General features: G+C 61.0%; 22 protein-coding genes and 1 pseudogene. 8 read left to right on the forward strand and 15 right to left on the reverse strand.

Annotated features, from left to right (window positions below):
- The first annotated feature begins 154 nt into the window (after positions 1 to 154).
- Together AC07SI_RS24385 and AC07SI_RS24390 are read left to right on the forward strand one after the other, a co-directional pair.
- Positions 155 to 529: a tetratricopeptide repeat protein gene (locus AC07SI_RS24385; RefSeq protein ID WP_065908783.1), complete on the forward strand. Its 375-nt coding sequence runs from the start codon at positions 155 to 157 to the stop codon at positions 527 to 529.
- Positions 530 to 755: 226 nt separating this feature from the next.
- Positions 756 to 1,115 carry a PilZ domain-containing protein gene (locus tag AC07SI_RS24390; protein ID WP_213553325.1) on the forward strand — a complete coding sequence of 120 codons (360 nt, stop codon included), beginning with the start codon at positions 756 to 758 and terminating at the stop codon, positions 1,113 to 1,115.
- A gap of 69 nt (positions 1,116 to 1,184) precedes the next feature.
- Here the strand turns inward: AC07SI_RS24390 and AC07SI_RS24395 are convergent, their stop codons facing one another.
- From AC07SI_RS24395 to AC07SI_RS24420, 6 genes are read right to left on the reverse strand one after another with little or no spacing between them, the layout of a single operon-like run.
- Positions 1,185 to 2,516, reverse strand: a complete 1,332-nt coding sequence (locus AC07SI_RS24395; protein ID WP_495006654.1) for a DUF58 domain-containing protein — start codon at positions 2,514 to 2,516, stop codon at positions 1,185 to 1,187.
- Positions 2,517 to 2,523: 7 nt separating this feature from the next.
- Complete coding sequence (locus AC07SI_RS24400; protein WP_065908789.1) at positions 2,524 to 3,519, reverse strand: AAA family ATPase; 996 nt, start codon at positions 3,517 to 3,519, stop codon at positions 2,524 to 2,526.
- Positions 3,516 to 4,673 carry a DUF4350 domain-containing protein gene (locus AC07SI_RS24405; protein WP_495006655.1) on the reverse strand — a complete coding sequence of 386 codons (1,158 nt, stop codon included), beginning with the start codon at positions 4,671 to 4,673 and terminating at the stop codon, positions 3,516 to 3,518. Before AC07SI_RS24405 ends, AC07SI_RS24400 begins: the two co-directional genes overlap by 4 nt.
- On the reverse strand, positions 4,670 to 6,199 hold the full coding sequence (locus AC07SI_RS24410; RefSeq protein ID WP_495006656.1) for a DUF4129 domain-containing protein: 1,530 nt from the start codon (positions 6,197 to 6,199) through the stop codon (positions 4,670 to 4,672). The genes AC07SI_RS24405 and AC07SI_RS24410 overlap by 4 nt, the downstream gene beginning before the upstream one ends.
- Positions 6,186 to 7,166, reverse strand: coding sequence for a stage II sporulation protein M (locus tag AC07SI_RS24415; protein ID WP_495006657.1), 981 nt, complete (start codon positions 7,164 to 7,166; stop codon positions 6,186 to 6,188). The genes AC07SI_RS24410 and AC07SI_RS24415 overlap by 14 nt, the downstream gene beginning before the upstream one ends.
- Positions 7,163 to 7,855, reverse strand: a complete 693-nt coding sequence (locus AC07SI_RS24420; RefSeq protein WP_065908793.1) for an RDD family protein — start codon at positions 7,853 to 7,855, stop codon at positions 7,163 to 7,165. Before AC07SI_RS24420 ends, AC07SI_RS24415 begins: the two co-directional genes overlap by 4 nt.
- Before the next feature lie 167 nt (positions 7,856 to 8,022).
- Here AC07SI_RS24420 and sbcB point away from each other — a divergent pair, with 167 nt between their 5' ends.
- Positions 8,023 to 9,450 (forward strand): exodeoxyribonuclease I, encoded by a 1,428-nt coding sequence (sbcB, locus tag AC07SI_RS24425; RefSeq protein ID WP_495006658.1) that lies wholly within the window; start codon positions 8,023 to 8,025, stop codon positions 9,448 to 9,450.
- Between the two features lie 90 nt (positions 9,451 to 9,540).
- On the opposite strand, the gene mvaT is transcribed toward sbcB, so the two are convergent.
- Positions 9,541 to 9,915, reverse strand: a complete 375-nt coding sequence (gene mvaT / locus AC07SI_RS24430; RefSeq protein WP_005790963.1) for a histone-like nucleoid-structuring protein MvaT — start codon at positions 9,913 to 9,915, stop codon at positions 9,541 to 9,543.
- A gap of 349 nt (positions 9,916 to 10,264) precedes the next feature.
- Here mvaT and purU point away from each other — a divergent pair, with 349 nt between their 5' ends.
- On the forward strand, positions 10,265 to 11,113 hold the full coding sequence (purU, locus tag AC07SI_RS24435; RefSeq protein WP_106802733.1) for a formyltetrahydrofolate deformylase: 849 nt from the start codon (positions 10,265 to 10,267) through the stop codon (positions 11,111 to 11,113).
- Positions 11,114 to 11,240: 127 nt separating this feature from the next.
- Here the strand turns inward: purU and gpgF are convergent, their stop codons facing one another.
- From gpgF to AC07SI_RS24460, 5 genes and pseudogenes are all read right to left on the reverse strand, one after another.
- Positions 11,241 to 12,350 carry a glucosaminyl phosphatidylglycerol flippase gene (gpgF, locus tag AC07SI_RS24440; RefSeq protein WP_495006659.1) on the reverse strand — a complete coding sequence of 370 codons (1,110 nt, stop codon included), beginning with the start codon at positions 12,348 to 12,350 and terminating at the stop codon, positions 11,241 to 11,243.
- Positions 12,347 to 13,090, reverse strand: coding sequence for an N-acetylglucosaminyl phosphatidylglycerol deacetylase (gene gpgD, locus AC07SI_RS24445; protein WP_201145799.1), 744 nt, complete (start codon positions 13,088 to 13,090; stop codon positions 12,347 to 12,349). Before gpgD ends, gpgF begins: the two co-directional genes overlap by 4 nt.
- Entirely contained in the window at positions 13,083 to 14,204 is a 1,122-nt protein-coding gene (gene gpgS / locus AC07SI_RS24450) for an N-acetylglucosaminyl phosphatidylglycerol synthase (RefSeq protein WP_495006660.1), read from the reverse strand. Before gpgS ends, gpgD begins: the two co-directional genes overlap by 8 nt.
- Before the next feature lie 134 nt (positions 14,205 to 14,338).
- The gene (locus AC07SI_RS24455; RefSeq protein ID WP_404940356.1) at positions 14,339 to 15,103 is read right to left on the reverse strand and encodes a methyl-accepting chemotaxis protein; all 765 of its coding nucleotides are present in this window, start codon (positions 15,101 to 15,103) and stop codon (positions 14,339 to 14,341) included.
- Between the two features lie 93 nt (positions 15,104 to 15,196).
- A pseudogene (locus AC07SI_RS24460) lies at positions 15,197 to 16,228 on the reverse strand (HAMP domain-containing protein); the annotation flags it as partial.
- Between the two features lie 204 nt (positions 16,229 to 16,432).
- Between AC07SI_RS24460 and AC07SI_RS24465 the strand changes: the two are divergent.
- Positions 16,433 to 17,911: a helicase HerA-like domain-containing protein gene (locus AC07SI_RS24465; protein ID WP_065909853.1), complete on the forward strand. Its 1,479-nt coding sequence runs from the start codon at positions 16,433 to 16,435 to the stop codon at positions 17,909 to 17,911.
- A gap of 4 nt (positions 17,912 to 17,915) precedes the next feature.
- Here AC07SI_RS24465 and AC07SI_RS24470 read toward each other — a convergent pair whose 3' ends face one another.
- Positions 17,916 to 18,371: a DUF721 domain-containing protein gene (locus AC07SI_RS24470; protein ID WP_065908804.1), complete on the reverse strand. Its 456-nt coding sequence runs from the start codon at positions 18,369 to 18,371 to the stop codon at positions 17,916 to 17,918.
- Positions 18,372 to 18,676: 305 nt separating this feature from the next.
- Here AC07SI_RS24470 and secA point away from each other — a divergent pair, with 305 nt between their 5' ends.
- The 3 genes from secA (at position 18,677) to AC07SI_RS24485 (ending at position 23,717) form a co-directional block, all read left to right on the forward strand.
- Positions 18,677 to 21,412 carry a preprotein translocase subunit SecA gene (gene secA, locus AC07SI_RS24475; protein ID WP_065908805.1) on the forward strand — a complete coding sequence of 912 codons (2,736 nt, stop codon included), beginning with the start codon at positions 18,677 to 18,679 and terminating at the stop codon, positions 21,410 to 21,412.
- Between the two features lie 123 nt (positions 21,413 to 21,535).
- Positions 21,536 to 22,753 carry a bifunctional glutamate N-acetyltransferase/amino-acid acetyltransferase ArgJ gene (gene argJ / locus AC07SI_RS24480; protein ID WP_106802738.1) on the forward strand — a complete coding sequence of 406 codons (1,218 nt, stop codon included), beginning with the start codon at positions 21,536 to 21,538 and terminating at the stop codon, positions 22,751 to 22,753.
- A 19-nt stretch (positions 22,754 to 22,772) separates the two neighbouring features.
- Positions 22,773 to 23,717 carry a Nudix family hydrolase gene (locus AC07SI_RS24485; RefSeq protein ID WP_495006661.1) on the forward strand — a complete coding sequence of 315 codons (945 nt, stop codon included), beginning with the start codon at positions 22,773 to 22,775 and terminating at the stop codon, positions 23,715 to 23,717.
- Positions 23,718 to 23,844: 127 nt separating this feature from the next.
- On the opposite strand, the gene AC07SI_RS24490 is transcribed toward AC07SI_RS24485, so the two are convergent.
- On the reverse strand, positions 23,845 to 24,423 hold the full coding sequence (locus AC07SI_RS24490; RefSeq protein WP_106802740.1) for a cob(I)yrinic acid a,c-diamide adenosyltransferase: 579 nt from the start codon (positions 24,421 to 24,423) through the stop codon (positions 23,845 to 23,847).
- A gap of 2 nt (positions 24,424 to 24,425) precedes the next feature.
- Positions 24,426 to 26,462 carry a sensor histidine kinase gene (locus tag AC07SI_RS24495; protein WP_065908815.1) on the reverse strand — a complete coding sequence of 679 codons (2,037 nt, stop codon included), beginning with the start codon at positions 26,460 to 26,462 and terminating at the stop codon, positions 24,426 to 24,428.
- Positions 26,463 to 26,477 lie beyond the last annotated feature (15 nt).

Consider the following 26,477-nt stretch of genomic DNA (forward strand, 5'->3'; position numbering starts at 1 on the left):
CGCTGAGGAAGGCTACTATGCTCTTTCGTTGTAGTCATTGTTCGTTTGCACTACTTATCGACGATCGGCTTGTTTTTGCTGCGGTTGAATAGACGAAGACTCTTGAAGATTTTCGACGAGGGGTCGATACACTGCACAAGACAGGAGAACCCTCATGCGAATTTTGCTCGTTGCTGCCCTGGCCGTCAGTGTTGTCGGCTGCACCCGCTGGTCGATGGACCACCATTTGAACAACGCCTACCGCGCCTACGGGGTCGGCGATTGCCAGCGCGTCACCCTGGAATTATCCCAGGTCGACCGCGAAAGCCGCACCCGGCGTTATGTGCAACCGGAGGTCTCGATGCTGCGCGGCCAATGCCTGGAACGCCAGAAACTGTTCGTCGATGCGGTGCAGACCTATCAATTCATCATCAATCAGTACCCTTCCAGTGAGTATGCGTACCGGGCTCGCGCAAGGCTGGATACCCTGCAACAACTGGGGCACTACCCCGGCGCAAGCGCCGCCCAGCCACGTCCTGCGTCGTTGTGATGATATTCATCATGTCATGACTGGCCTGCCGCCAGTCTTGGGCTATTCTTCGAATGTTCATTTGTACAAGTTTCTATTCGAATGGATGCAAGGCCCGGACTCGACAGCTGTTTAGTGACCAAAAAGGTGTTTGTTGTCACACCGAGTTTCAGGGAGAGCGAGCGTTTTTTGCTCGTTCCGAATCACTGGCGCGGCCAGATCTTGGCCACTGGATGGCGATCTCACCATGTTTACCGACCGACGGATCGAGCGGCATCATCTTCCTTACTTCCTGCAAGTGTTTAACCGTCTTACCGACAAACCCATTGGCTTTTTAGGGAACGTCTCTGAAGACGGGCTGATGTTGATCAGTCAGTTGCCCTTGATGGTGGGCGTAGACTTCGAGCTACGCCTGAAAATCCCAGGGGCGGACGATACCTTCCATGCAATCGACCTCACGGCGACCTGCTTGTGGAGCCATGAAGATATCAATCCTCAGCATTATGATTCGGGGTTCAGTGTGCAGCAGGCCCCGGAGGAATATGGGCAATTGATCAATGTCTTGTTGCATTACTTCAGCTTTGATCCCTTGCAGGCCTCAGCCTAGCTATAGCGCGTTGTCGGCCTGGTTTGAGGGATCGTCCCCGCCGTGACCGTGCGCCTTTTTCAGCTGGACCTAGAACACCCCGGCTTTTTTCCAGCTCAGGTAGCGTGTCACCAGGCACGCTCCCAGCTGTGAGGGTGAGGTATCGATGACCGACAGGCCGTGGGCACTCAAGCGTTCGTGCAGTTCTTCGCGGGTATTGAGGTAATCGACGGTGCCGCTATAGGCCAACGCTTCCGGCAGGGTCTGTACCGGGGACTGGCGCAGTTGATCGAGTACTTCCTCACGCAAACTGGCCACCAGCACCCGATGCTGGCGGCTGATACGCTTGACGGCGGACAGTAGCGCTTCATCGTCCTCATCCCGCAGGTTGGTAACCACAATCACCAATGCGCGGCGTTTTTGCCGGGCCAGCAGTTGGCTGGCCGCCGCCTGGTAATCGGCCGTGCGTCGGGTGGTATCCAGGTCGTACACCGTGTTGAGCAACAGATTCAACTGGCTGCTGCCCTTGACCGGCGCCAGGTAGCGCGGCTGGTCGCCGGCGAAGGTACACAGCCCCACCGCATCGCCCTGGCGCAAGGCGACATAGCTGAGCAGCAGGCAGGCGTTGAGGGCATGGTCAAAGTGGGACAGCTCGTCATCCTGGCTGCGCATGCGCCGGCCGCAATCGAGCATGAATACAATCTGCTGGTCGCGCTCATCCTGATACTCGCGGGCGATGGGCGTGCGTTGTCGTGCCGTGGCCTTCCAGTCGATCTGGCGCAGGCTGTCGCCCTCGCGAAACTCGCGCAGTTGATGAAACTCCAGCCCCAACCCTCTCCGCTGGCGTTGCCGCACACCCAGTTGGCTCAGCCAGTTATCCACCCCCAGCAACTGTGCGCCGTAGAGACGGGCGAAATCCGGATAGACGCGGGTGACATCGCTGACCTCGATAAAACGCCGTGTCGACCATAACCCGAAGGGGCTCGGCAGGTGGATTTCGCAACGGCTGAAGCTGAAGTGCCCACGCCGCAGGGGGCGAAGGCGATACCCCAGCTCACTGCGTTCACCCGGCCGCAGTGCTATGGACTGGGGCATGTTCTCCACCATCAACCCGTCCGGCGCATGATCGAACACCTGTACCGTCAACGGCTGCGGGTAGGCATGCTCCAGTGTCAGGCGGACCTCGCCCCAGCGGCCCAGCGCCAGGCTGCCGGGCATCTGCCGCTGTACACGGGGGGACGGGCGTCGATGCTGGCGCACGGCGTCCAGCCCGGCCAGCAGCAACAACGCGAGGAGCAAGCCCCATGCAATGGAGTGCAGGGTGTCAGGCACTTTGAGCGCCAGCGCCACTGCGATGCCCAGCAGAATATTCAGGCCCAGCAGCACGCCAAGCCAGGCCAGTAACAGACGAGTCGGTTTCATGGGCGGGTCATTGGCGTGGGGCCGGGATCTGGTCCAGCAGTTGCTTGAGCACCTGGTCGACCTCCAGTCCGTCGATGTCCAACTCGGGCGCGATACGCACCCGATGGCGCAGCACTGCGAGGGCGCACCCCTTGATGTCATCCGGGGTGACGAACTCCGCACCGCGCAGCAGTGCCCGCGCGCGGGCGCCGCGGACCAGTGCAATCGAAGCCCGAGGGCCGGCGCCGATGGCGAGGCCCGGCCAACTGCGGGTGGCACGCGCCAGGCGCACGGCATAGTCGAGAACTTGTTCATCCAGGGCCAATTCACTGGCGATCTGCTGTAACAGCAGTACATCGTCGGCCACCAGGACCCTGCGCAATGGCTGCACATCCAGCATGTCGGCACGGGACGAGCGCGTTACTTCGCGCACCATGTCCAGCTCCTGCTGCGCATCCGGATAATCCATGCGGACCTTCAGCATGAAACGGTCCAGCTCAGCTTCCGGCAACGGATAGGTGCCTTCCTGCTCGATGGGGTTCTGGGTCGCCAGCACCATGAACGGCTGGCTGATGGGCAGCGCTTCGCCTTCGAGGGTAACTTGGCGCTCCTGCATGGCTTCGAGCAGGGCTGCCTGGGTCTTGGCCGGGGCGCGGTTGATTTCGTCGGCGAGCAGCAGGTGGGTGAACACCGGTCCCTTGCGCAGCTTGAATTGTTCGGTGCGCTGGTCGTACACGGCGTGCCCGGTAACATCGCTGGGCATCAGGTCGGGGGTGAACTGGATGCGTGCGAACTCGCCGTCAAAACAACGCGCCAGGGCACGTACCAGCAGGGTTTTACCCAGTCCCGGCACACCTTCGAGCAACACATGGCCGCCGGCAATCAGCGCGGTCAGCACATCATCGATCACCTGGTCCTGGCCAATCACTGCCTTGCGCAGCTCGACGCGCAAGGCCTGGGCTAGCTGGCTGGCACGGTGCAAGGCTTCGCGGTTCACGGCAGTGGCGCTTGGAAAATCGCTCATAGGGCATTCCTGAGAGTTTGCAGGCACGCCACCTGTCGGCTGAAATCGGCACTGGAAAGCCGTTTCGCCGCAGGTGGGCCAAGGGCCTGGCTGATGACGTGAGAGGGTTGGCGCGTCAGGTGCTCAAGCACCCGCCACTGTTCTGCGTTGTCGAGGTGTTCAAAGCCAGGGTGGCGGCGCCGGGCGGCGCGCAGGATATCGCGCTGCAAAGCCTGCAACAGGGTGCCCTGGCCGCTGCGGCGTAGCAGGAAGTCGGCACTGGCTTTCAAGTGCTCCTGCAACTGTCGGCGCGCCTTGGGAGCGGGGGCCTGGATCGGGCCTTGGCGCATGCCGGCGTGCCAGAGTCCTAATGCGATCAGGGCAATGAGGGCTACCAACGCTTGGGGGAAATACCGTATCAGCAGGGTGAACAAGTTGTCGAAGTCGCTGTTGAACAGCAGGGTGACGGCCGTGCCCTGATTCAGGTACCACAGCAGCCAGGCATTGTCGTGCTCGCCGATTGCTGGAGTTTTCCACAGGTCGCTGTCGGTGATCACCGTGACGCGGCCTTGCCCGAGGTCAAGTTGCATCAGGTGGCTTGAGCCGGCGCTATTGGCTGAAAATTGTGCCAGGTGCCTGGGGTCGATCAGGTTGAAGTGGGTGTCGAAACTGAAATAGGCCGGGGCGGTTTCATTGTCGACGTAGAGCTTGGTCAGGTCCGGCGCTTTCTTTTTGCGGGCCGGGGCCGGTTCTTCAGGGTCGTCACTCAAGGCCTGGTGGATGGACAGGCGATCAAGCAACAGGTCGCCGCTTTTGCCGGCCTCTTCATCCCAGAGGGCCTGTGCCACCAGCAACAGATGACCGCCGGACTTCGCCCACGCCAGCAGTTGCTCGACCTGGCGTGGCGACATCGTGCTCCGGTCGCCCAGTAACAACAGGCTGTTGCCCTTGGCGGGGAGGGTAGCCAGCCGCTCCAGGCTATTGGCATGTTCCACGGCCACGCCCTGCTGGCGCAGGAAGTGTTCGGCTGCCAGATAGGGGTTGGCCGTGGCCTCGGGTGAAGGGCCGCGATCCACCACGACCTCGTAGGGCGTCGCTTTGCTCCACGCGTAAAAACCGCCAGCACCCAGCAGGCAGGCCAGCAGTAACGCCACCCACACTAATGGCCGGTTCATGGGCGGCCCTCCGGACTGAATAGCGTACGCCAATCACTGCAGAGTTTTTGCTGGGCCGAGGTGGGCGGAAGGAGATGACCGTAGGCGAGGTTTTGCCAGTGCCGGGTCAATTCATCGCTGAAGGCCAGTAGCTGCGGTTGCTGCAACTGATGAACACGCTCCAGCACCTGGCCCTCGGTGTCTGCGCTTTTCAGCGGCAGGTTGAAGTCATGCAGTAACCGGCTGAGCAGGCCGCGATACAGAAGGCCCAGAGCGTCCCTCGGTCGCGTCGCCCACAGTTGCTCGGCGGTGCTGGCAATATCCTCGGGCAATGTCTCAGCGCCCAGTTCCAGGCCGAACAACTGTGTCGGTACGGGCTTGGCCACGTTGGTTTTGCCTGGCCCGCGCCGGCTGGCAAACGTGCGTAGCCAGTCACGGTATCGCCATGCCAGCAGGGCCAGGCCACCGATCAAAAGTCCCCATAAAAGCACTTCCAGGCCTTGGGCGATGTGCTTGAAGGTGTCGCTGTTGAGGTTATCCAGGAATGCCTGCAGCCAGGCCGGAAGCTTGCCATCGCCGTGAGCCTTGTTTTTAACCACGGGTTTGTCTTCGCCAAAGTGGTAGCGGGTGACGGTTTCGGGGTTTTTGAACGGCGGCTTGTCGAGCAGCGACTGGATGGAATGACTCGCGCCTTGGGTGCTCAATGGTTTTGGCGCAGGGGATGTCTCGGCCATGACGGGCGGGCTGACAGGCAGCAGTGTCAGCCCGGCGACCAGCACGAGCAGCATGGCCGCACTGCTCAGGCGCTGGCGAAGACGGCGGAACACCAGCTCCAGGTCCCAGGCTTCCAGCACTGTGCGGCGGTTTAGGTAGAGGCTGAATCCGCAGGCCACGTAGATGGGCTCCCAAAACACCAGGATCAAGGCGTAGAAGGCATTGCCCAGATGTGTCAGCCACAGCCCTTCCGAACTAGAGGCCAGTGCCAGGCGTTGCCAGTCCCACTGCATTTCGACGTCCTGGGGGATAAACAGGTAGAACAACGCCATGCAGCCGAACCACAGGCCGATTTCCAGATGCACCCCGACGATGGTCAGCCAGCGTGCGGCACCGGCGTTACGTTGCTGCAGTACACCCAGGCGTTTCTGGCGCGCCTGGCCATCCAGGCCTTCGAGTTGACTGACCGGCATGACGAAGCTGCGACTGAGGCTGAGCCGCCGCCAGGTCAGGCTGGCCAGCAGTTGGCCCTTGAGCAGCCGCGGCCATTGGTGAACGGCCTGCTTGAGGCTGGGCGTTTCACCAAACAGGGCCTTGGACAGGATATACAGCGGCAGGCGATCGAATGCGGGCTTGAACCACCAGAACAGGAATATGGCGGTAGACGGGTAGTTCCACAGCAGCGCGGTGAGCAGGGCGAACACAGGCAGGGTTATCAGCGCCCAACTGCTCATCAGTTGCTGGCGATGTTCGCGGGCCATCAATGCACCCAGGTCCATGGCTTCCCAGGCGGTGCGTGGGCGGATCACCACGCTGGCATCACTCAGGCGCATGATGGCTCCTTCCTGCAAGACTCAGGTAAGCGATCACCAGCAGCCACAGGGCTGCGCCCACCAGGTACTTGACCCAAGGGGCTATCCCAGTGGTGGACGACCAGTAGGCCTCGATAAAGGCTGCGATCAGCAGGAACACCATGACCCCGCACATCATCTGCACGCTTTTATGGGCGGCGAGCCGCAAGGATTCACCCCGGGTCAGGCACCCGGGGGCGATCAGTGCCCAGCCCAGTTGCAGCCCGGCAGCGCCGGCTAGGGCGATGGCGGTCAGCTCGAAGGCCCCATGACCGATGACGAAGGACCAGAAGGTCTGCCCGTAGCCGATTTCGGTCAGGTGTCCGGAGACTGCGCCGATGACCAGGCCGTTGAAAATCAGAAAGAACACGCTGCCCAGGCCGAACAGCAAACCGGCCGCGAACGTCTGGAACGCGATGCCGATGTTATGCATCACGTAGTAGCCGAACATCATCCAGTCTTCACTGGACGCACGTTCGGCGGCGCGACCCAGTCGGCTGGCGTCGGGGTCGTACATACCCTGCATCTCGGCCACCTGCTGGGGGCTGACGATGCTGTAGATCAGGTCGGGAAACAGGAAGACCAGCAGGGCAATGCCCGCCAGGCTACCGAAGAACAGTAGGCTGGCAGTTAGTACGAAACGCCATTGCTCCCGCACCAGGCGCGGAAAGTCGGCGAGTGCGAAACTCAGGATATTGGCCGCCAACTGGCTGCGATGCCGGTACAGCTGTTGATGTCCGCGCAGTGCCAGTTGTTGCAGTGGGTCCACCAGATAGCTGCTATAGCCACGCTCCTGGGCCAATGCCAGGTGCTGGCACAGACGCCGGTATTGATGGGGGAAGTCCGCCACGTCACTGGATTTTGCCTGGCCTTGTTCCAACTGTTTCAGTTGTTCGGCAAAGGCTTGCCACTGGGGCTGGTGACGGCTTTCGAACAGGCTCTGCTTCATGCGGGCCCCAACAGGCCACGGGCCACGCCATTGAGTTGTTCGACGGCGCGGGCCGGGGATACCTGTAAAGGCGTGGCGAGGATCGCGGCCAATTCGTGAACGCGCTCGGCGGAGAGTTCTCCCTGGCGTTCCGCAAAGGCAAGGATGGCCCGTTGCTCGCTCAGGTCCAGGGCAAAGGGCAAGCGCAATGCCGGCGCTTGAGGCACCCGGGGGCGGGCAAGTGGCTGTTCGCGGTAGATCACCAGCGTGCCGGCGGCCAGGTCGCCGAGGCGCTTGAAGTGAGGGTGCTGCAGGCAACTGATTGCGCCGAGAAAATAGCCAAACGGCAGCATGTCGACAAACCGCAGCAGGTTGCGGATCAGTGATGAGGACCAGCCGATCGGGGTGCCGTCGTCCTGGACGACGCGCAGGCCCATCACCTGTTTGCCCGGTGAGCAACCCTGGTTGAGCACCTCGAAGAGCACCATGTACCACCAACTGATCAGGAACAGCAGCAGTGAACCGAGGCCAATGCCGATGTTGCCCAGCAAGGCCAATGGCACCAGCAGGACGCCCATGACCACTCCTCGCAAGCCCAGGTCGAAGGCGAAGGCCAGCGCACGCGGCACCAGGCCGGCAGGGCGCAGGGGCAGGTCGATGCCCTCCGGGGTCTCGATCTGGTAGCGGGTGTCCAGTGGGGTTGATGGCATCGCGATCCTTGGCAGTGCAGAGTGGCTCAGAGACAGGGATGCTAGCAGCGTCGACGATGGAAGCAACCACTCAAGGTTTTGCTGGATGTTTGTACAGTGCAATGCGTGCTGGCCTCGAAGGCGGTTCAGCGCCTAGACTTTGCCGATCTTCAGTACAGGAATAGCCCGTGACCTCCATTTTCTGGTACGACTATGAAACCACCGGCATCAACCCGCGCAATGACCGCCCCCTTCAGGTAGCCGGTATCCGTACGGACCTGGACCTCAACGAAATCGGCGCGCCGGTCAATCTTTATTGCCAACCCAGCGACGATATCCTGCCGCACCCCGCCGCGTGCGCGATTACTGGCATTACCCCGGCAATTCTCGCGGAAAAAGGCCTGGCCGAGGCTGACTTCATGACTCGTGTACACGCCGAACTGGCCGCCCCAGGGACCTGCGGTGCCGGTTACAACACCTTGCGGTTTGACGATGAAATGACGCGCTACAGCCTGTATCGCAATTTTTTCGACCCTTATGCGCGCGAGTGGCAGGGCGGTAACAGCCGCTGGGATTTGATCGACGTCGTTCGCACCGCTTACGCCCTGCGCCCCGAAGGTATCGAGTGGCCACAACAGGACGGGCGCGTCACGCTCAAGTTGGAGCGCCTGACGGCTGCCAACGGCATCGATCATGGCCAGGCGCACGACGCGTTGTCCGACGTGCGCGCCACGATTGCGCTGGCGCGGCTGGTGCGTGAAAAACAACCGAAGCTCTACGAATGGTTGTTCCAGTTGCGCAGTAAACAGCGGGTGATGGACCAGGTGCGCCTGTTACAACCCATGGTCCATATCTCCGGGCGCTTTTCCGCCGAGCGTCATTACCTGGGCGTTGTCCTGCCGCTGGCCTGGCACCCGCGCAATCGCAATGCGTTGATCGTCTGCGACCTAGGGCTCGACCCCCAAGGGCTGCTCGACCTTGATGCCCAGGCCTTGCGCCAGCGCCTCTACACCCGGCGTGACGAGCTTGCCGAGGGCGAATTGCCGGTGCCGCTCAAGTTGGTGCATATCAATCGTTGCCCGGTGGTCGCCCCCCTGAATGTGCTGCGGGCTGAAGATCGACAACGCCTGCACTTGGATATGACTGTTTATCAGGAACGGGCGCTGCGGCTAACTGACGCACAGGAACTTTGGCGCGATAAGTTGGCGCTCATTTATGCCGAGGAAGATTTTGCCCCGAGTGCCGACCCTGAACAGCAGCTTTATGACGGTTTTATCGGCGATCGTGATCGACGTTTATGTGAACAAGTCCGGGCAGCCGAGCCTGCGCAATTAGCACGCCAGCAGTGGCCTTTTGATGATCAGCGTTTGCCTGAATTATTATTTCGCTACCGTGCACGTAACTTCCCCGAGACCTTGAATAGCGAGGAGCAACAACGTTGGAAACTTTTTTGTCAGCAGCGTTTGTCCGACCCTGAATGCGGGGCTCCGAATACCCTCGAAGCATTTAAGCAGGCCCGGCAGGAGTTGGCTGTAAGTGCTACACCGTTTCAGTGTGAGGTGCTGGAGCAGTGGCAGCAATATGCCGATGATTTGGCCGCCCGGGTAAATGTGTAGTCCGTTTCATGGAGAGCCTGCAGACAATAAAAAACGCCAGCAAGCTGGCGTTTTTAATGTGTCGCGGATCAGGCGCAAGCCTGGCGAAGCTTAGCCCAGCAGGGTAGCCCAGCCTTCAACCACGTCACCGCCCCACTTGGCTTTCCACTCTTTCAGGGTTTTGTGGTTGCCACCTTTGGTTTCAATCACTTCGCCGTTGTGCGGGTTTTTGTATTGTTTGACTTTGCGAGCACGCTTGGTACCGGTAGTTTTCACGGCGCCACGCGGTGCTTTAACTTTCGACTCTGGATCCAGCAGTGCGATGATGTCACGCAGGGATTTGGAGTATTCGCCCATCAGGGTGCGCAATTTGCCTTCGAATTCCAGCTCGGTTTGCAGTTTGTCGTCTTGGGACAGGTTCTTCAAACGGGCTTGCAGCTCTTTGATAGCTTCTTCGGTGGCACGGTATTCGTTGATCAGAGACATGTGGACTACCTTATGTAGAGCGCTGATTGACAGGGACAGTGACCTAATAATAGTCAGGCGGTTTGCCCAAGTAAACATTTAAGCGTGCATTTATGTGAATTGCGTTGAATGTTTTTAACAAACCTACGCAATCGAGTTAATTACTAGGTCGTAGACCTTAAGGTAATCGCCTGACAAACCGTGGAAGAATCCAAGGTGACGCAGTAGATTCATATTAAGGTGGTAAAACCTTAGGCGATTAAGGGGCAAGGGCCAGGCCGGCGATCAGAATAAGCGTTAACGAATACTGCAGTTTTCCTGCGCAATCGCTAGAATGGCGGCCTTTGCGAAGTTCTGGAGTTTTCCCCTAATGCGCACTTTTCGGCTGGTGATTGCTTGCCCGGACCGGGTCGGCATCGTTGCCAAAGTCAGTAACTTTCTGGCTTCCCACAATGGCTGGATTACCGAGGCGAGCCATCACTCGGATAATCTCAGCGGTTGGTTCTTCATGCGTCACGAAATCCGTGCCGACACGCTGCCGTTTGGTCTCGAGGCTTTTCGCGAGGCCTTTGCGCCGATCGCCGAAGAGTTTTCGATGACCTGGCGCATCACCGACACCGAGCAGAAAAAACGCGTGGTGCTGATGGCCAGTCGTGAGTCCCATTGCCTGGCGGACTTGCTGCACCGCTGGCACAGCGACGAGTTGGACTGTGATATTGCCTGCGTTATTTCCAACCATGACGACCTGCGCAGCATGGTCGAATGGCATGGCATCCCGTACTACCACGTGCCGGTCAACCCGCAGGACAAGGAGCCGGCGTTCGCCGAAGTGTCTCGCCTGGTCAAACAGCACGAGGCCGATGTCGTGGTCCTGGCGCGCTACATGCAAATCCTGCCGCCGGAACTGTGCAGCGAATACGCTGGCAAGGTGATCAACATTCACCACAGTTTCCTGCCATCGTTCGTCGGTGCCAAGCCGTACCATCAGGCTTCCCTGCGTGGGGTCAAGCTGATCGGCGCAACCTGCCACTACGTCACCGAAGAGCTGGACGCCGGCCCGATCATCGAGCAGGACGTGGTGCGTGTCAGCCACAGCGACAGCATTGAAGACATGGTGCGCTTCGGCCGCGATGTCGAGAAGATGGTGCTGGCCCGAGGGCTGCGCTACCACCTGGAAGACCGCGTGCTGGTGCACGGCAACAAGACCGTCGTGTTCTGATTGACGCGTTGTGATTGAAGAATGAGGGGCCTGGGCGTTAAATCGTCCCAGGCCCTTTTTCTTTGCCTGCCGTTGAGGATTTTGACCATGAGCGATCCACTCGATAAAGCCACCTCCAAGGCGCCCGCTACCGTGGGCGAAGGCTGTCTGAGTCGCTATGACCCGGACGCGCTGGATGCGGAGGACGGTACTGACTTTCCTGGTGCCGCCCAGTTGTGGGAGCAGTTGCAGACCCCGGACGCGCCGCTTGGGCCCGCTGAAAAAGACGCTTGAGCAAAGGCTTGCCAACCATCAGTAGAAATACCGGCCCGCCGGCCAGCAGATAAAAGTAATACGTTACGGCGCGCCAGATCAGGATTGCCGCCGCTGCGGTGGATTTGCCGACCATGGGCGCCAGTAACGCCGCGGAGGTCAATTCCGCAGCCCCCGCCCCGCCAGGTAGCAGGCTGAATTGCCCGGCCGTCAATGCAAGCATCTGGATCAGAAAGCTCCAGGCCCATTGCACATCCCCGCCCAATCCGCGTAACGCCAGATAGAGCACGCTGTAGCGCAGGGTCCAGTGCGCGCTCGTGAGAAAAAATACGCTTATCAACGTAGACCACGGCAATTTCAGCGTGTCGGTGAATGCCGCCAGGAAGCGCAACAGCCTGCGCGCCCAGCGTCGACGAACCTTTGGGCGCACCCGTAGTTGCTTGAGGACCGCGCCCGTCAGGCGGATGGCCTGGCGGTGAAAGCGCACCAGCAATACGCCACAGAACAGCCCACCCACCATCGATACAGCGCTGAGCTCCAGCAGCCATTCCAGTCGCGGGTTCAGGGTGTGGAAAAGGGCATACAGCGCAATGCCCGTCAGTGCGCATAAAAAGAACAGCAAATCGCTCAACTGGTCCATGGCAAACACCGCGCTGCCATGGGCTGGTCGTATGCCGTTGCGCGCGAGCAACGCCATCAAGGTCAGTGGGCCGCCACTGCCACCGGGGGTGGCGCACATGGCGAACTCGGTCGACATCACGACACCGAGGCTTTTCACACGGCTCAGTTGGCCGATGTGCTCACCCAGCAGCAGGCGCAGGCGCATGCTGTTGATCACCCAGCACACTACGATCATGGCGAACATGGCCAGTAACAGTTGCCAGGGGAATTGCACCAGGCGCGCCACGGTTTCACCGCCGCCCAGCCACGCCGGAATGATCAGCGCGACGATCAGCGCCAGCAACAGCCAGAGCAAGCGGCTCATGGTTGGGAAGCCAGCCAGGCCACTTTGGTCATAGGCGTGCGACCCGCGTCCAGCAGGCGTTGCAGCGTTTCGAGCCAATAGCGGCGGGAAAAGTCATGACGCATGTCCACAGGATGCAGGCCCAGGCGAATCACCGGGGCGTTTTGCCAGCGTTGCTCGCGGCGGTCGCTGAGGATTTTGGACACGCCCCGGCGCCAGCTGCTGCGCGCACTCCACACCAGGCCGGGAGCCGCCACCGGGGTGAAATCCGGCAGCCGATACAGGTGTTGCGGATCACTGGTGTAGCTCAGGGGTAATTGGCGCAAGGCTTCACGGGTGCCTGGGCTCATCAACCAGGCCGGTGCGACGAAGCCGTGGAGGGGCCAGTGGTTTTCGCGAAATACCTCGATACCTTTATGCAGACGTTCCAGGGCTTGGGCTTCTGACAGCTGGTAAAATTCACCTTCGTGGGTATAGATGCGTCGCATGAACCAGTCTTTTGGCGTGCGCGGCGACGGTTGGTCGTCGCTATGGGAGTAGCCATGCAGCGCCAGTTCATCGCCCCTGGCGACGCGGCTGTCAAGCAGTCGCCGAAACTCGCCTTCGGCGGGCAAGGCATCCTGATGATGAAAGTCCGGCACCACCAGCCAAGTGATAGGCACCGCGCCCAGCGCGTCCACCGCTTCGACGAAGGGGCGGTAGTCGACCCAGTTGTGCGGCGCCACATCGTGCAATACCAGCAAGACCGAACGCTCAGCCATGGCAGAGCATCGGCTTGTGGGTACCGAGTACCGCGCAGTAATGGCCGAGCAGGCTGTCGACCACCGTATCCCACGCGTAATGGTGTTCTACATGCCGCCGGGCCTGCGCACCCAGGCGTTGGCTGTCGACGCTGAACAGTTCGCGCACCGCGTCGGCCATCGCCTTGGGATTGTTCGGCGTGCACAGCAGGCCACAGCGCTCGTCGACAATTTCATTGAAGGCCCCGGCGGCCACGGCGATTACCGGGATACCGCAGGCCATCGCTTCGAGGATGACCAGGCCAAACGTTTCCTGATCGCCGCCATGCAGGAGCGCATCGGCGCTGGCCATCAAACGCGCGACATGTGCGGCCGGGCGGAAGCCGTCGATCACCGTAACGTTGTCCGGCACGCTCGCGGGCATGCCAGACCCGACCAATAGCAGGTGGTAGCCATCGCCCAGGCGCTTCATGCAGTTGAGCAGCACCGGCAGGTTTTTCTCCTTCGAACCGCGCCCGGCGAAGATCAGCAGGCGCGTGTCTTCACTGATCCCCAGTTCGGCGCGCAAGCCGGGATCGCGGACCTCGGGTGTGAAGGTTTGCAGGTCCACGCCCAACGGCTGAACGAAGACGTTCTTCACGCCAAGCCCGGTGAGTTTGTCGGCCATCACCTGGCTGGGAGCCAGTACCCGGTCAAAATTCCCATAGAGTTTGCTGACATAGGCTTCAACGTTCGGGGTAAACCACGGCCCCATGCGGTTGCTGACCAGCAACGGCAGATCGGAGTGATAAAAGCCGATGACCGGTACATCCAGCTGGCGCCGAGCATCCAGTGCGGCCCACGCGGTGAGATAGGGATCGCCGACTTCGATCAGATCGGGCTGTAAATCGTGCAGGACGTTTCGCCATGGCGCCAGGCGCAGCGGGAATCGATAGCCTTTGCCGAAGGGCAGGGCGGGGGCCGGTACCTTGTACACCCCATCCTGTTCGCTCAAGTGGGCGCCGGGGATCAACAGGCTGTGGCGAATGCCGGGCTTGAGCGTCAAGCGTCGGTGCTTGGCGTCCAGATAAGTCCGCACGCCGCCGCTGGCTGGGGCGTAGAACATGGTTATGTCAGCGATATGCACGATGAACATCCCTCCGATCCATTGCTCTCCTTAACGTGGACCTGAGGTAAGGATAGATGTTCGATCGGGATGAGTGTGTCGTCGCAGACAACGACCACGCAGGAGCGGGCAAGCCCGCTCCTGCAGGGGTTGGAGGATTTCTGTCAGATCCGGAAGCTGCCAACCAGTTGCTTCAGCCTGGCCGCCTGCTGTTCGAGGTCGGCACAGGCGCGCAGGGTCGAGTGCAGGTTTTCCACACCCTCCTGGTTAAGCGTGTTGATCTCGGTAATGTCCATATTGATCGACTCTACCACCGAGGTCTGTTCCTCGGTCGCAGTCGCCACCGACTGGTTCATGCCATCAATCTCGCCGATGCGCTGCGTCACGCTGTTCAAGCGCTCACCGGCCAGGTTGGCGATTTCCACGCTGTCATTACTGTGGCGCTGGCTTTGGCTCATGGTGCTGACCGAGTCGCGGGCCCCGACTTGAAGCTCCTCGATCATTTTTTGCACTTGCTGTGCCGATTCCTGGGTGCGATGCGCCAGGTTGCGCACTTCATCGGCCACCACCGCAAAACCACGGCCAGCCTCACCTGCGCGGGCGGCTTCGATGGCCGCGTTGAGGGCCAGCAGGTTGGTTTGCTGGGAAATACTGGTGATGACCTCAAGAATCTGGCCGATATTCACGGTCTTGCTGTTGAGCGCTTCGATGTTGCCGCTGGAGGCGCTGATCATCGCCGACAGCTCTGTCATCGCCTTGATATTGCGCTCCACCACCTGTTGGCCGTCCTCGGCCAGGTGCCTGGCGTCGCTGGCCTGGCTGGAGGCCTGTGCGGCATTGCGCGCGATTTCCTGGGCGGCGGCCCCGAGTTCATTGATGGCGGCGGCCACACTGTTGGTGCGGTTGGCCTGTTCATCGGAGTTGACCATCGAGGAGTTGGACGCGCTGACCACCCGCAATGCCACTTCATTGACCTGTTCGGTGGCCGAGGACACTTCGCGGATTGATGTGTGAATCCGCTCCACGAAGCGGTTGAACGCGTTACCCAGGGTGCCGAACTCGTCGTTGTTCTGGATCGCCAGGCGGCGGGTCAAGTCACCTTCGCCGTCGGCAATGTCCTGCATGGCGCGGGTCATCACGTGCAGCGGTTGCAGGAGTACGCGGATCAGCATGCCCAGCAGGGCGATGATGATCACCACCGCAATGATCGTCGCGATCACCGCGGAAGTGCGGAATTCGCTGAGCATGGCGAAGGATTTGTCTTTATCCACCGAAATACCCAGGTACCAGTTCACCGAGGGCAGGCCCTTGATCGGGATGAAGGTCACGATGTTGTCTTTGCCGTTGGCCTCGACTTCGCTGAAATCGCTGCTGATTTTCGGCGTGTTTTTTGGATACACATCGGCCAGGGTTTTCATCACCAGGTCTTTGTTCGGGTGCACCAGCACCTTGCCGTCGGCACTCACCAGGAACGCATAGCCTGTGCCGCCGAAGTTCAGCGCGCCAATGTTATCCACCAGTGTCTGCAGGCTCAGGTCGCCGCCGACCACGCCGATGCTCTGGCTGCCCCGGTTACTTGGGGTGGCCACGGAAATGATCAACTTGCCGGTGGCGGCATCGATGTAGGGCTCGGTCAAGGTCGAGCCGTTGCTGCTCTGCGCACCTTTGTACCAAGGCCGCACGCGCGGATCGAAGCCGTCCGGCATCTTGGTGTCGGGGCGGATGGTGAACGCGCCCTGGCTGTCGCCGACGTAGGTTGCCATGAAGGCGCTTGTCAGTGCTTTCTGCTCCAGCAGGCTGGCGACCACAGATGGTTCGGGGTTGGTGGCGATGTTCTGTGCGGCGTTTTCCACCAGGGCGATGCGCCCGTTCAGCCAGGTCTGGATGTTGCTGGCAGTGACATTTCCCATCTCATGCAGGTAATTGTTGAGATTGTCGCGAATGGCGTTGCGCTGCAGGTAGTCGTTGTAGAGGGTAAACACCGCGAACGCGGCGATGACGATAAGGGAGGCTGCAAGCAGGATTTTGTGGCTGAAACGCAGATTTTTATTCATGGCTTGTAGGGTCCGCTAAGGTCTTAATATCCGAAGCGCGTCCTTATGGGAGGCGCAAAATGGCAGCGTCAAAAAAGGTGTGATACTTCTTGCGGTAGCGCTAAGGGTCCCTGTAGGAACTATCTGACCTATTTTTGGACTTTGTGGGTCTCACACTTGCCTGTATCGACCTGGCGACACTAAAGATTAACCATGGGTGACGAAATGCCTGACTCCTCGCAACTCCTCATTGGCGCAGACCTGTCTGGCCAGCCGATTGCCCAGGCCATGCGCCTGGCCAACCGCCACGGGCTGATCGCCGGCGCTACCGGCACGGGCAAGACCGTCACGTTGCAACGCCTGGCTGAGGCTTTCAGTGACGCGGGCGTGGCGGTGTTTGCCGCGGATATCAAAGGCGACCTGTGTGGCCTGGGTGCGGCGGCGAACCCCCAGGGCAAGGTGGCTGAGCGGATCGCCGGGATGCCGTTCCTCCATTACACGGCCAAGGCCTATCCGGTGACGTTGTGGGATATCCACGGGCAGTCCGGTCATCCGTTGCGTACGACCATCAGCGAAATGGGGCCGTTGCTGCTCGGCAGTTTGCTGGAACTCACCGACAGCCAGCAGTCGGCGCTTTACGCGGCCTTTAAAGTGGCCGACCGCGAAGGCTTGTTGTTGCTGGACCTCAAGGACCTCAAGGCACTGCTCAACCACCTGCGTTATCACCCGGAACTGCTCGGCGAAGACGCAGCATTGATGACCACCGGTTCCAGCCAGGCCCTGTTGCGGCGCCTGGCGGTGCTGGAGCAGCAGGGCGCGGAGGCGTTGTTCGGCGAACCGGCGCTGCAGCTTGAAGATATCCTGCAGCCCACGGGCGACGGGCGCGGGCGCATTCATCTGCTGGATGCCAGCCGCCTGGTGCATGAGGCGCCGAAGGTGTACGCGACGTTCCTGTTGTGGCTGCTGGCGGAACTGTTCGAGCAACTGCCCGAACGCGGTGATGCGGACAAACCGCTGCTGGCGCTGTTTTTCGATGAGGCGCATTTACTCTTCGCCGATACGCCCAAGGCCTTGCAGGACCGCCTGGAGCAGGTCGTGCGACTGATTCGTTCCAAAGGCGTTGGCGTGTATTTTGTCACCCAGTCGCCGGGCGACCTGCCGGACAGCGTGCTCGCCCAGCTCGGCCTGCGCATCCAGCATGGTTTGCGGGCATTTACCACCAAAGAGCAGAAATCCCTGCGCGCCGTCGCGGAGGGTTTTCGGCCAAACCCGGCATTCGATGCCTTGGCGGTGTTGACGGAGTTGGGCACGGGTGAGGCATTGGTGGGCACCTTGCAGGAAAAGGGCACGCCGGAAGTCGTCCAGCGTGTGCTGGTTGCGCCGCCGCAATCGCGGATCGGACCACTGAGCGAGGCCGAGCGTGCCGCGCTGGTCGCCAGTTCACCGCTGCTGGGGCGCTACGACAAGCCGATCGACCGTGAGTCTGCCTACGAAGTGTTGATGGCGCGCAAGGAGCTGGGGCCGACCGAAGAGGCCAAGCCCGCCGCCGAGGAGCCGAGCTTTACCGACAAGGCCGGCGCGTTCCTGGGGACCACGGCAGGCAAGGCGCTGAAATCGGCCATGCAGCAAGCCGCCAATCAGATGGGGCGGCAGTTGGTACGTGGGTTGTTGGGCTCGTTGCTGGGCGGCAGCAAGCGCAAGTAACGGCTCAGGCCTTGGGCTTGGCGTGGGCGGCCAGGCGCTCAAGCGCTGCGCGCAGGCCCGGGTCGCTGATGCCGTCGGCCGTTGCCTGAATGGTTTCGGCGGCATTGGCCGACAAATCCATGGTATGCCCCACCGCGCCTTGCTGGACGGTGGGCGGCTGCACCTTGAACTGGATGCGCATCAGGCTGGCGAACTCATCAAACGCCATCAATTGGCGCTGCAGGCGTTTTTGCTGATAGCGCAAACGGGTCGCCCAATGGCCGTCAGTGACGATTAAAAGCAAATTGCCTTCACGCCAGGACGCCACATGACAATGTTCACGTGCGGCCGGTTGCAGTTGGCTTTCGAGCAGGCGTTGCAAATGGCCCAAGCGTTGCGCGTGGCCAAAGATGGCTTTCAACGGCTTGGCTTCGCGAAGCAACACGCCGGGAGCGCGGGCTGTAAGAGGGCGAAATGCCATGATTAGACACCTTAAGTAACAGAGCCGCCATCTTAGCAGAAAGCGTCTGCACGCCCCCAGGCAATGCATCGCCGGGGCCGTGCCCGGCAAATCAATAGGTAACTTCTGCATCCGATGGGTTGAAGTTCCGCCAAAAGCCCTTATTTTAAACAAGCCCTCTCACAGCCCCATGCCAGCATCGGGGAACAACGCCACTTTCCTCACCCACGAATCCGGGTAGAATGCGCGTTCGCATGCGGCCGTGAGGGCTGCTCGGGCCACTGACGGTGCGCCCTCCATCCCTATGTGTGGAAGAACCTGCCGATATGTTTGCGCCTTTGTTAAAGAAACTTTTTGGAAGCAAGAATGAGCGCGAAGTCAAACGCATGCTCAAGACGGTGCAGCTGGTCAATGCCTTCGAAGAGCAGATGGTTGCCCTTTCGGACGAGCAATTGCGCGCCAAGACCGAAGAGTTCAAGGCCCGCATAGCCAAAGGTGAAACCCTCGACAAGCTGCTTCCCGAAGCCTTTGCGGTTGCCCGTGAAGCCGGTAAGCGTGTCATGGGCATGCGCCACTTCGACGTCCAGTTGATCGGCGGCATGACCTTGCATGAAGGCATGATTGCCGAAATGCGTACCGGTGAAGGCAAGACCCTGGTGGCAACCCTGGGCGTTTACCTCAACGCACTGTCCGGCAAGGGCGTGCACGTTGTGACGGTGAACGACTACCTGGCTCGCCGGGACGCCAACTGGATGCGCCCGCTGTATGAATTCCTCGGCCTGACCGTCGGCGTGGTAACGCCGTTCCAGCCGCCGGAAGAGAAGCGCGCCGCCTACGCTGCCGACATCACCTACGGTACCAACAACGAATTCGGTTTCGACTACCTGCGCGACAACATGGCGTTCAGCATGGAAGAAAAATTCCAGCGCGAACTCAACTTTGCCGTGATCGACGAAGTCGACTCCATCCTCATCGACGAAGCCCGTACCCCACTGATCATCTCCGGCCAGGCCGAAGACAGCTCGCGCCTGTACACCGAGATCAACAAGTTGATCCCGCGCCTGGAGCAGCACATCGAGGAAGTGGAAGGCGTGGTGACCAAAGAAGGTCACTTCAGCATCGACGAGAAGACCCGCCAGGTCGAACTCAACGAAGCCGGTCACCAGTTCGTCGAAGAGATGCTGACCCAGATCGGTGAGCTGGCCGAGGGTGAAAGCCTGTACTCGGCACACAACCTGGGCCTGTTGACCCACGTATATGCCGGCCTGCGCGCCCACAAGCTGTTCCATCGCAACGTCGAGTACATCGTCCAGGACGGCCAGGTTGTGCTGGTCGACGAACACACCGGTCGTACCATGCCGGGTCGTCGCCTGTCCGAGGGCCTGCACCAGGCCATCGAAGCGAAGGAAAACCTCAACATCCAGGCCGAAAGCCAGACGTTGGCGTCCACCACCTTCCAGAACTACTTCCGTCTGTACAACAAACTGTCCGGCATGACCGGTACGGCTGACACCGAAGCGTTCGAGTTCCACCAGATCTACAACCTGGCCGTCATGGTCATTCCGCCGAACAAGCCTCTGGCGCGTAAGGACTTCAACGACCTGGTGTTCCTGACTGCCGAAGAGAAGTACGCGGCAATCATCAACGACATCAAGGACGGCATGGCCCAGGGCCGTCCGATCCTGGTGGGTACCGCCACCATCGAGACTTCCGAGCACGTGTCCAACCTGCTCAACAAGGAAGGCATCGAGCACAAGGTCCTCAACGCCAAGTTCCACGAAAAAGAAGCCGAGATCATCGCCCAGGCCGGTCGCCCAGGCGCACTGACCATCGCCACCAACATGGCCGGTCGTGGTACCGACATTCTGTTGGGCGGCAACTGGGAAGTGGAAGTGGCCTCGCTGGACAACCCGACCCCTGAGCAAATCGCCCAGATCAAGGCTGACTGGCAGAAACGTCACCAGGCCGTGCTGGAATCCGGCGGCTTGCAGGTGATCGCGTCCGAACGTCACGAATCGCGTCGTATCGACAACCAGCTGCGTGGTCGTGCCGGCCGTCAGGGTGACGCCGGTTCCAGCCGCTTCTACCTGTCCCTGGAAGACAGCCTGATGCGTATCTTCGCCTCGGACCGGGTGAAGAACTTCATGAAGGCCCTGGGCATGCAGTCCGGTGAAGCGATCGAGCACCGCATGGTGACCAACGCCATCGAGAAAGCCCAGCGCAAGGTTGAAGGCCGCAACTTCGACATTCGCAAGCAGCTGCTGGAGTTCGATGACGTCAACAACGAACAGCGTAAAGTGATCTATCACATGCGTAACACGTTGCTGGCCGCCGACAACATTGGCGAGACCATTGCCGATTTCCGCCAGGACGTGCTCAACGCCACCGTCAGCGCACACATCCCGCCACAATCGCTGCCTGAGCAGTGGGATGTCGCTGGCCTGGAAGCGGCGTTGAAGAGCGACTTCGGTGTCGACTTGCCGGTCCAGCAGTGGCTCGACGAAGACGATCACCTGTATGAAGAAACCCTGCGCGAAAAACTGATGGCCGAATTGCTGGCCGCGTACAACGAGAAAGAAGAGCAGGCGAGTGCCGAAGCACTGCGCACCTTCGAGAAGCAAATCGTTCTGCGCGTGCTGGACGACCTGTGGAAAGACCACCTGTCGACCATGGATCACCTGCGTCACGGTATCCACCTGCGTGGCTACGCCCAGAAGAACCCGAAGCAGGAGTACAAGCGCGAGTCGTTCACGTTGTTCTCCGAGCTGCTCGATTCGATCAAGCGCGATTCGATTCGCGTGCTGTCCCACGTTCAGGTGCGTCGCGAAGACCCGATCGAGGAAGAAGCTCGCCTGCGTCAGGAAGCCGAGGCACTGGCGGCGCGCATGCAGTTCCAGCACGACGAAGCGCCGGGCCTGGAAGCCCCTGAGGTATTGGGCGAAGAGGTCGATGTGGCCCTGGCTCAAACCCCGGTGCGCAACGAGCAGAAGCTGGGCCGCAATGAGCTGTGCTGGTGCGGTTCGGGCAAGAAGTTCAAACACTGCCACGGCGAAATCAACTAAGATTTTTGCCTGACGCTGCAACACCTCGCGCCGCGACCGGCTTTTGCCGTCGCGGCGTTTTGCCATTAATTTCACCGTCGATCGCGACGGCACAGACATCACCTATTTTTAAGGAGCGCATTCATGGCTGTTGGTCTTGGTCCTTTGCCCACATTGCACCCGGTTGCCGGTTTTGAGCTTGGTATCGCTTCGGCCGGCATCAAGCGCCCAGGGCGCAAGGATGTAGTGGTGATGCGCTGTGCCGAAGGCTCGACTGTCGCGGGTGTATTCACCCTCAACGCCTTTTGCGCTGCACCGGTGATCCTGGCCAAGCAACGCGTTGCCGGCCCGATCCGTTATCTGCTCACCAACACCGGGAATGCCAACGCCGGTACCGGCGAGCCGGGCCTGGTGGCCGCTGCACGTACCTGCGCCAAGCTGGCTCAACTGACCGGCGTGGATGCCAGCCAGGTGCTGCCGTACTCCACCGGTGTGATCGGCGAGCCGCTGCCGGTGGAAAAAATCGAAGGCGCCCTGCAAGCCGCGCTGGACGACCTGTCTGTGGATAACTGGGCTGCGGCGGCGACCGGCATAATGACCACCGACACCCTGCCAAAAGGCGCCAGTCGCCAGTTCGTGCACGATGGCGTGACCGTCACCGTGACCGGCATCAGCAAGGGTGCAGGCATGATCCGCCCGAACATGGCCACCATGCTCGGCTACATCGCCACCGACGCCAAAGTCTCCCGCGACGTGCTGCAGCGCCTGATGCTGGACGGCGCCAACAAGTCGTTCAACCGCATCACCATCGATGGCGATACCTCGACCAACGACTGCTGCATGCTGATTGCCACCGGCCAGGCCAACCTGCCGGAAATCACCTCTACCGAAGGCCCGCTGTTCGCTGCCCTGAAGCAGGCCGTGTTCGAAGTGTGCATGGACGTGGCCCAGGCCATCGTGCGCGACGGTGAGGGTGCGACCAAGTTCGTCACAGTTGAAGTCAACGGCGGTGGCAACCACCAGGAATGCCTGGATGTCGGCTACACCGTGGCCCACTCGCCGCTGATCAAGACTGCGCTGTTCGCCTCCGACCCGAACTGGGGCCGGATCCTCGCCGCCGTCGGCCGTGCCGGCGTGCCGGACCTGGACGTGAGCAAGATCGACGTGTTCCTGGGCGACGTGTGCATTGCCAGTCGTGGTGCCCGCGCCGAAACCTACACCGAAGCCCAGGGCTCGGCGGTGATGCAGCAGGAAGAAATCACTATCCGTATCGAGTTGGGGCGCGGCGCGTGCAGCGAAACCATCTGGACCACCGACCTGTCCCACGAGTACGTGAAGATCAATGCGGAATACCGCACCTGATAGCAAAGAGGAAAGCGCGGTGAAACGAGTGCATGTAGCAGCAGCGGTGATCCGCGGTGTCGATGGCAGGATCCTGCTCGCGCGCCGTGCCGATACCCAGCATCAGGGCGGCCTCTGGGAGTTTCCTGGGGGCAAGGTGGAGGCCGATGAGTCGGTCGCCACCGCGCTGTCGCGCGAATTGCAGGAAGAGCTGGGTATCCAGGTCACCGCGGCGCGGCCGCTGATCAAGGTGCAGCACGACTACCCGGACAAGCAGGTGTTGCTGGATGTCTGGGATGTCTCGGCGTTTACCGGCGAGCCTCATGGTGCCGAAGGACAACCGCTGGAGTGGGTGGCCCCGCGGGATTTGCTCAGCTATGAGTTTCCCGCAGCGAACGCGCCCATCGTGGCTGCTGCGCGCTTGCCGTCCGAGTACCTGATCACCCCGGGCGAGCTGGAACCCCCGACGTTGCTGCGCGGCATCCAGAAAGCCATCGCTGGCGGCATCAAGCTGATTCAATTGCGTGCACCCAACGGCTACGACCCTAAATACCGTGATCTGGCGGTGGATGCGGTGGGCCTGTGTGCGGGCAAGGCGCAACTGATGCTCAAGGGGCCATTTGAATGGCTGGGGGATTTCCCAGCAGCCGGTTGGCACATGACTTCGGCGCAGCTGCGCAAGTACGCCAGTAAGGGGCGGCCACTGCCGAAGGATCGCTGGTTGGCAGCCTCGTGCCACAACGCCGAAGAGTTGGCGCTGGCAGAAATGATGGACGTGGATTTTGTCACGCTGTCGCCCGTGCAGCCGACGCAGACGCATCCTGATGCCCAGCCTTTGGGTTGGGAGCAGGCGGCAGAGTTGATCCGTGGGTTCAGCAAGCCGGTGTTTCTGCTGGGCGGGGTAGGGCCTGCTGAGCGGGAACAGGCTTGGGAAGCCGGGGCTCAGGGTGTGGCTGGAATTCGGGCGTTCTGGCCGCAGGTTTGATGCTGTTCTGACGGGCCTCTTCGCGAGCAAGCCCGCTCCCACATTCGATCGGATTCCAACGCTGGAATGCATTCAAATGTGGGAGCGGGCTTGCCTGCGACGGGGCCAACCAGGCGCTAAATAATCATCAGTGTGGCTTCGCCGCTGCCTGCCACAGAATCTCGGCTACCCCCTGGCGCTTGGCGATTATCCTGGCTGCCACAAACAGCAAATCCGACAGCCGATTGATATACGCCAACCCCACCCCCTCCAGCGGCTCAATCGCATTCAGATGCTGACACCGCCGCTCCGCGCTGCGCGCCAGGCTACGGCACACGTGGGCCTGAGCGATCAACGCCGAGCCACCGGGCAAGATAAAGTTTTCCAGCGGCCCGACTTCCTCGTTCCAGCGATCGATCGCTGCTTCCAGCCGATCCACCTCTGCTGCATTCAGCGCCTTGTACACCGGCATGGCCAGTTCACCGCCCAGGTCAAACAGGCGATGTTGGCACGGGCTCAGCACCTCGATCACCTCCTTGAGCGCCGGGTGCTGGCCGCTTTGCTCTTCCAGGCTGGCGAGGAGCAACCCCAACTGGCTGTTGAGCGTATCGACTTCGCCAATCGCCTCCACGCGCGGGTGGTCCTTGGGCACGCGGCGGCCATCGCCGAGGCCGGTCTCGCCCTTGTCGCCAGTGCGGGTGTAGATCTTCGACAGGCGAAAGCCCATGGTCAGTGCTCCAGTTCGGTTAGTTCGTAAGGTGGCAGTTGGCTGCCGGCCAAGGGCAGGCGCAGGGTGAAACAGGTGCCTTGGCCGAGGGTGGAATGCACTTCCATCTGGCCCTTGTGGTTGTTGGTGATGATGAAATATGACACTGACAGCCCGAGCCCGGTGCCCTGGCCGATTTCCTTGGTGGTGAAGAACGGCTCGAAGGTCCGTTTGCGCACGTTTTCGCTCATGCCGATGCCGTTGTCTTCGACCTGAATCTCCGCCCACGGCGGGTTGAGGCGCGTGCGCAGGATGATGCGCCCCGGCTCGCTGTCGTCTTCGCGCAGGTGAATGGCCTGGGCGGCGTTCTTCAGCAGGTTGAGCAGCACTTGTTCCAGCTCGTTGGCCGTGCCGGGTACCGGACCCAGTTGCGGGTCGAACTGGCGGATGATGGCCTGGCCCTTGAAGTCGAAGCCGATGGTCAGGTCGAAGTCGTTGCCGGCAATTTCCACCGCCTGGTCGATCAGCGCCGGTAGATCGCAAGGCGCCATCTGTCGGTTGCTGCGGCGGCTGAAGCTGAGCATGTGGGTGACGATCTTCGCCGCCCGCGCCCCGGCTTGCTGGATGCCGTCGAGCAGTTGCGGCACTTCGCGACTTTGCAGGTAGCGATTGACCCTCTCCAGCTCGATGCCCACCTGTTCGGCATGCTCCAGGTTCTTGGGGAGATCGGATGACAGCCGGCGGCGAATGTTCTGCACGTTGTGCAGGATTGCCCCCAGCGGATTGTTGATTTCGTGGGCCATGCCGGCAGCCAGGCCACCCACGGAAAGCATCTTCTCCGACTGCACCATCATTTCTTCCAGGGACAGGCGCTGGGTGATGTCGTCGATACGGATCACCACGCCGCGCCCGGCACCGCCGGTCAGCGGGTAAAAGGTCAGGGCGTAATGCTTGGGCTCGTCGTCCTTGATCCAGGTGACGCGTTCGATGCGCTCCACCGTGTGTTGTTCGACCGTGGCCTTGATCTGCGGCAGGTACGGCTTGAGCGGTTGGAACGCCAGGTAGATCGGCTGGTTCAAGGCTTCATCCAGGCGCGTACCGGAGAGCGCGCTGGCTTCCTGGTTCCACTGCGTGACGTAGAGCTGCTCGTCCAGGGCGATCAGCGCCGACGGCATCGAGTCGATGATGCTGTTCAGATAATTCTGAAAGCCGGTGAGCTTTTTCTCGATCTTGCTGCGAACCTGGACTTCCAGTTCGAGCTTGCGGTTGGTGTGGCGCGTCTCTTCGGCCAGGCCTTGTGCTTGATCGTAGGCGGCCTGGGAGTCGTCGCGCGCGCGCTTGAGCTGTTGCTCGCGGGCTTCGATGCGCGACAGCATGGTGTTGAAGGCTTCGGCGAGGCTGCCGATTTCATCGTGGTTGCCGCGCCCGGCGCGCAGGGCGTAGTTCTCTTCGCGGGTGACCTGGCGTGAGAGTTCTTCCAGTTCATGGATCGGCCGGGTGATCAGGCGTTTGATTTGCCGGGCGATGACCAGCCACAACAACACACTGAAAATCAGGATGCCCAGGCTGGCCGTCAGCGTGCCGGTATAGAAAGCCACCGGCAGTTCGCTGCTGGCCACCAGCAGCAGATGCCCTGATGGCTGGCCCGCGCGGGGCAGGGTGATGATCTGGTTACTGCGAAATTCAGTGACCCGCCAGGCCTCGATATGCCGGTAGTTGTCCGGCAGGTGCAGGCGGTCGCCGTGTTGCATCTGCGCCAGGCGGTTGCCCTCGCCGTCGTACAGCGCTGCGGCGCGCAACGGCGAATAGCTGGTCAGCTCATTCAGCAGCGCGTCGGCTTTAGCGGGGGATTCGAGGGCTTCGGCGGCGAGGGCCGGGTTGGACACCAGCCGGCCGATGGCCTGCAGGGCCTGGGGCGCCATGCTTTCCTGCGAGATCCAATAGGCGGCGCTGATAAAGGTCAGGTTGGCCACCAGCAATACGGTGGTCAGCAACACCAGCAAGGCGGCGAGCAGTTTCTGCCCGACCGGTAGGTTTTCTAGACGCTGGCGCAGCGGCATCAGGGTTTTCCCAGG

This window comes from Pseudomonas sp. GW821-FHT05D12 (genome assembly GCF_059419825.1).

What these genes read in the sequence shown, in the direction of transcription:
- AC07SI_RS24385 (WP_065908783.1), top strand. Translation starts at nt 155, where the DNA reads ATGCGAATTTTGCTCGTTGCTGCCCTGGCCGTCAGTGTTGTCGGCTGC.
- AC07SI_RS24390 (WP_213553325.1), top strand. Translation starts at nt 756, where the DNA reads ATGTTTACCGACCGACGGATCGAGCGGCATCATCTTCCTTACTTCCTG.
- AC07SI_RS24395 (WP_495006654.1), bottom strand. Translation starts at nt 2,516, where the DNA reads ATGAAACCGACTCGTCTGTTACTGGCCTGGCTTGGCGTGCTGCTGGGC.
- AC07SI_RS24400 (WP_065908789.1), bottom strand. Translation starts at nt 3,519, where the DNA reads ATGAGCGATTTTCCAAGCGCCACTGCCGTGAACCGCGAAGCCTTGCAC.
- AC07SI_RS24405 (WP_495006655.1), bottom strand. Translation starts at nt 4,673, where the DNA reads ATGAACCGGCCATTAGTGTGGGTGGCGTTACTGCTGGCCTGCCTGCTG.
- AC07SI_RS24410 (WP_495006656.1), bottom strand. Translation starts at nt 6,199, where the DNA reads ATGCGCCTGAGTGATGCCAGCGTGGTGATCCGCCCACGCACCGCCTGG.
- AC07SI_RS24415 (WP_495006657.1), bottom strand. Translation starts at nt 7,166, where the DNA reads ATGAAGCAGAGCCTGTTCGAAAGCCGTCACCAGCCCCAGTGGCAAGCC.
- AC07SI_RS24420 (WP_065908793.1), bottom strand. Translation starts at nt 7,855, where the DNA reads ATGCCATCAACCCCACTGGACACCCGCTACCAGATCGAGACCCCGGAG.
- mvaT (WP_005790963.1), bottom strand. Translation starts at nt 9,915, where the DNA reads ATGTCTCTGATCAACGAATACCGTGCCACCGAAGAAGCTATCAAAGAG.
- purU (WP_106802733.1), top strand. Translation starts at nt 10,265, where the DNA reads ATGCGCACTTTTCGGCTGGTGATTGCTTGCCCGGACCGGGTCGGCATC.
- gpgF (WP_495006659.1), bottom strand. Translation starts at nt 12,350, where the DNA reads ATGAGCCGCTTGCTCTGGCTGTTGCTGGCGCTGATCGTCGCGCTGATC.
- gpgD (WP_201145799.1), bottom strand. Translation starts at nt 13,090, where the DNA reads ATGGCTGAGCGTTCGGTCTTGCTGGTATTGCACGATGTGGCGCCGCAC.
- gpgS (WP_495006660.1), bottom strand. Translation starts at nt 14,204, where the DNA reads ATGTTCATCGTGCATATCGCTGACATAACCATGTTCTACGCCCCAGCC.
- AC07SI_RS24455 (WP_404940356.1), bottom strand. Translation starts at nt 15,103, where the DNA reads ATGGTCAACTCCGATGAACAGGCCAACCGCACCAACAGTGTGGCCGCC.
- AC07SI_RS24465 (WP_065909853.1), top strand. Translation starts at nt 16,433, where the DNA reads ATGCCTGACTCCTCGCAACTCCTCATTGGCGCAGACCTGTCTGGCCAG.
- AC07SI_RS24470 (WP_065908804.1), bottom strand. Translation starts at nt 18,371, where the DNA reads ATGGCATTTCGCCCTCTTACAGCCCGCGCTCCCGGCGTGTTGCTTCGC.
- secA (WP_065908805.1), top strand. Translation starts at nt 18,677, where the DNA reads ATGTTTGCGCCTTTGTTAAAGAAACTTTTTGGAAGCAAGAATGAGCGC.
- argJ (WP_106802738.1), top strand. Translation starts at nt 21,536, where the DNA reads ATGGCTGTTGGTCTTGGTCCTTTGCCCACATTGCACCCGGTTGCCGGT.
- AC07SI_RS24490 (WP_106802740.1), bottom strand. Translation starts at nt 24,423, where the DNA reads ATGGGCTTTCGCCTGTCGAAGATCTACACCCGCACTGGCGACAAGGGC.
- AC07SI_RS24495 (WP_065908815.1), bottom strand. Translation starts at nt 26,462, where the DNA reads ATGCCGCTGCGCCAGCGTCTAGAAAACCTACCGGTCGGGCAGAAACTG.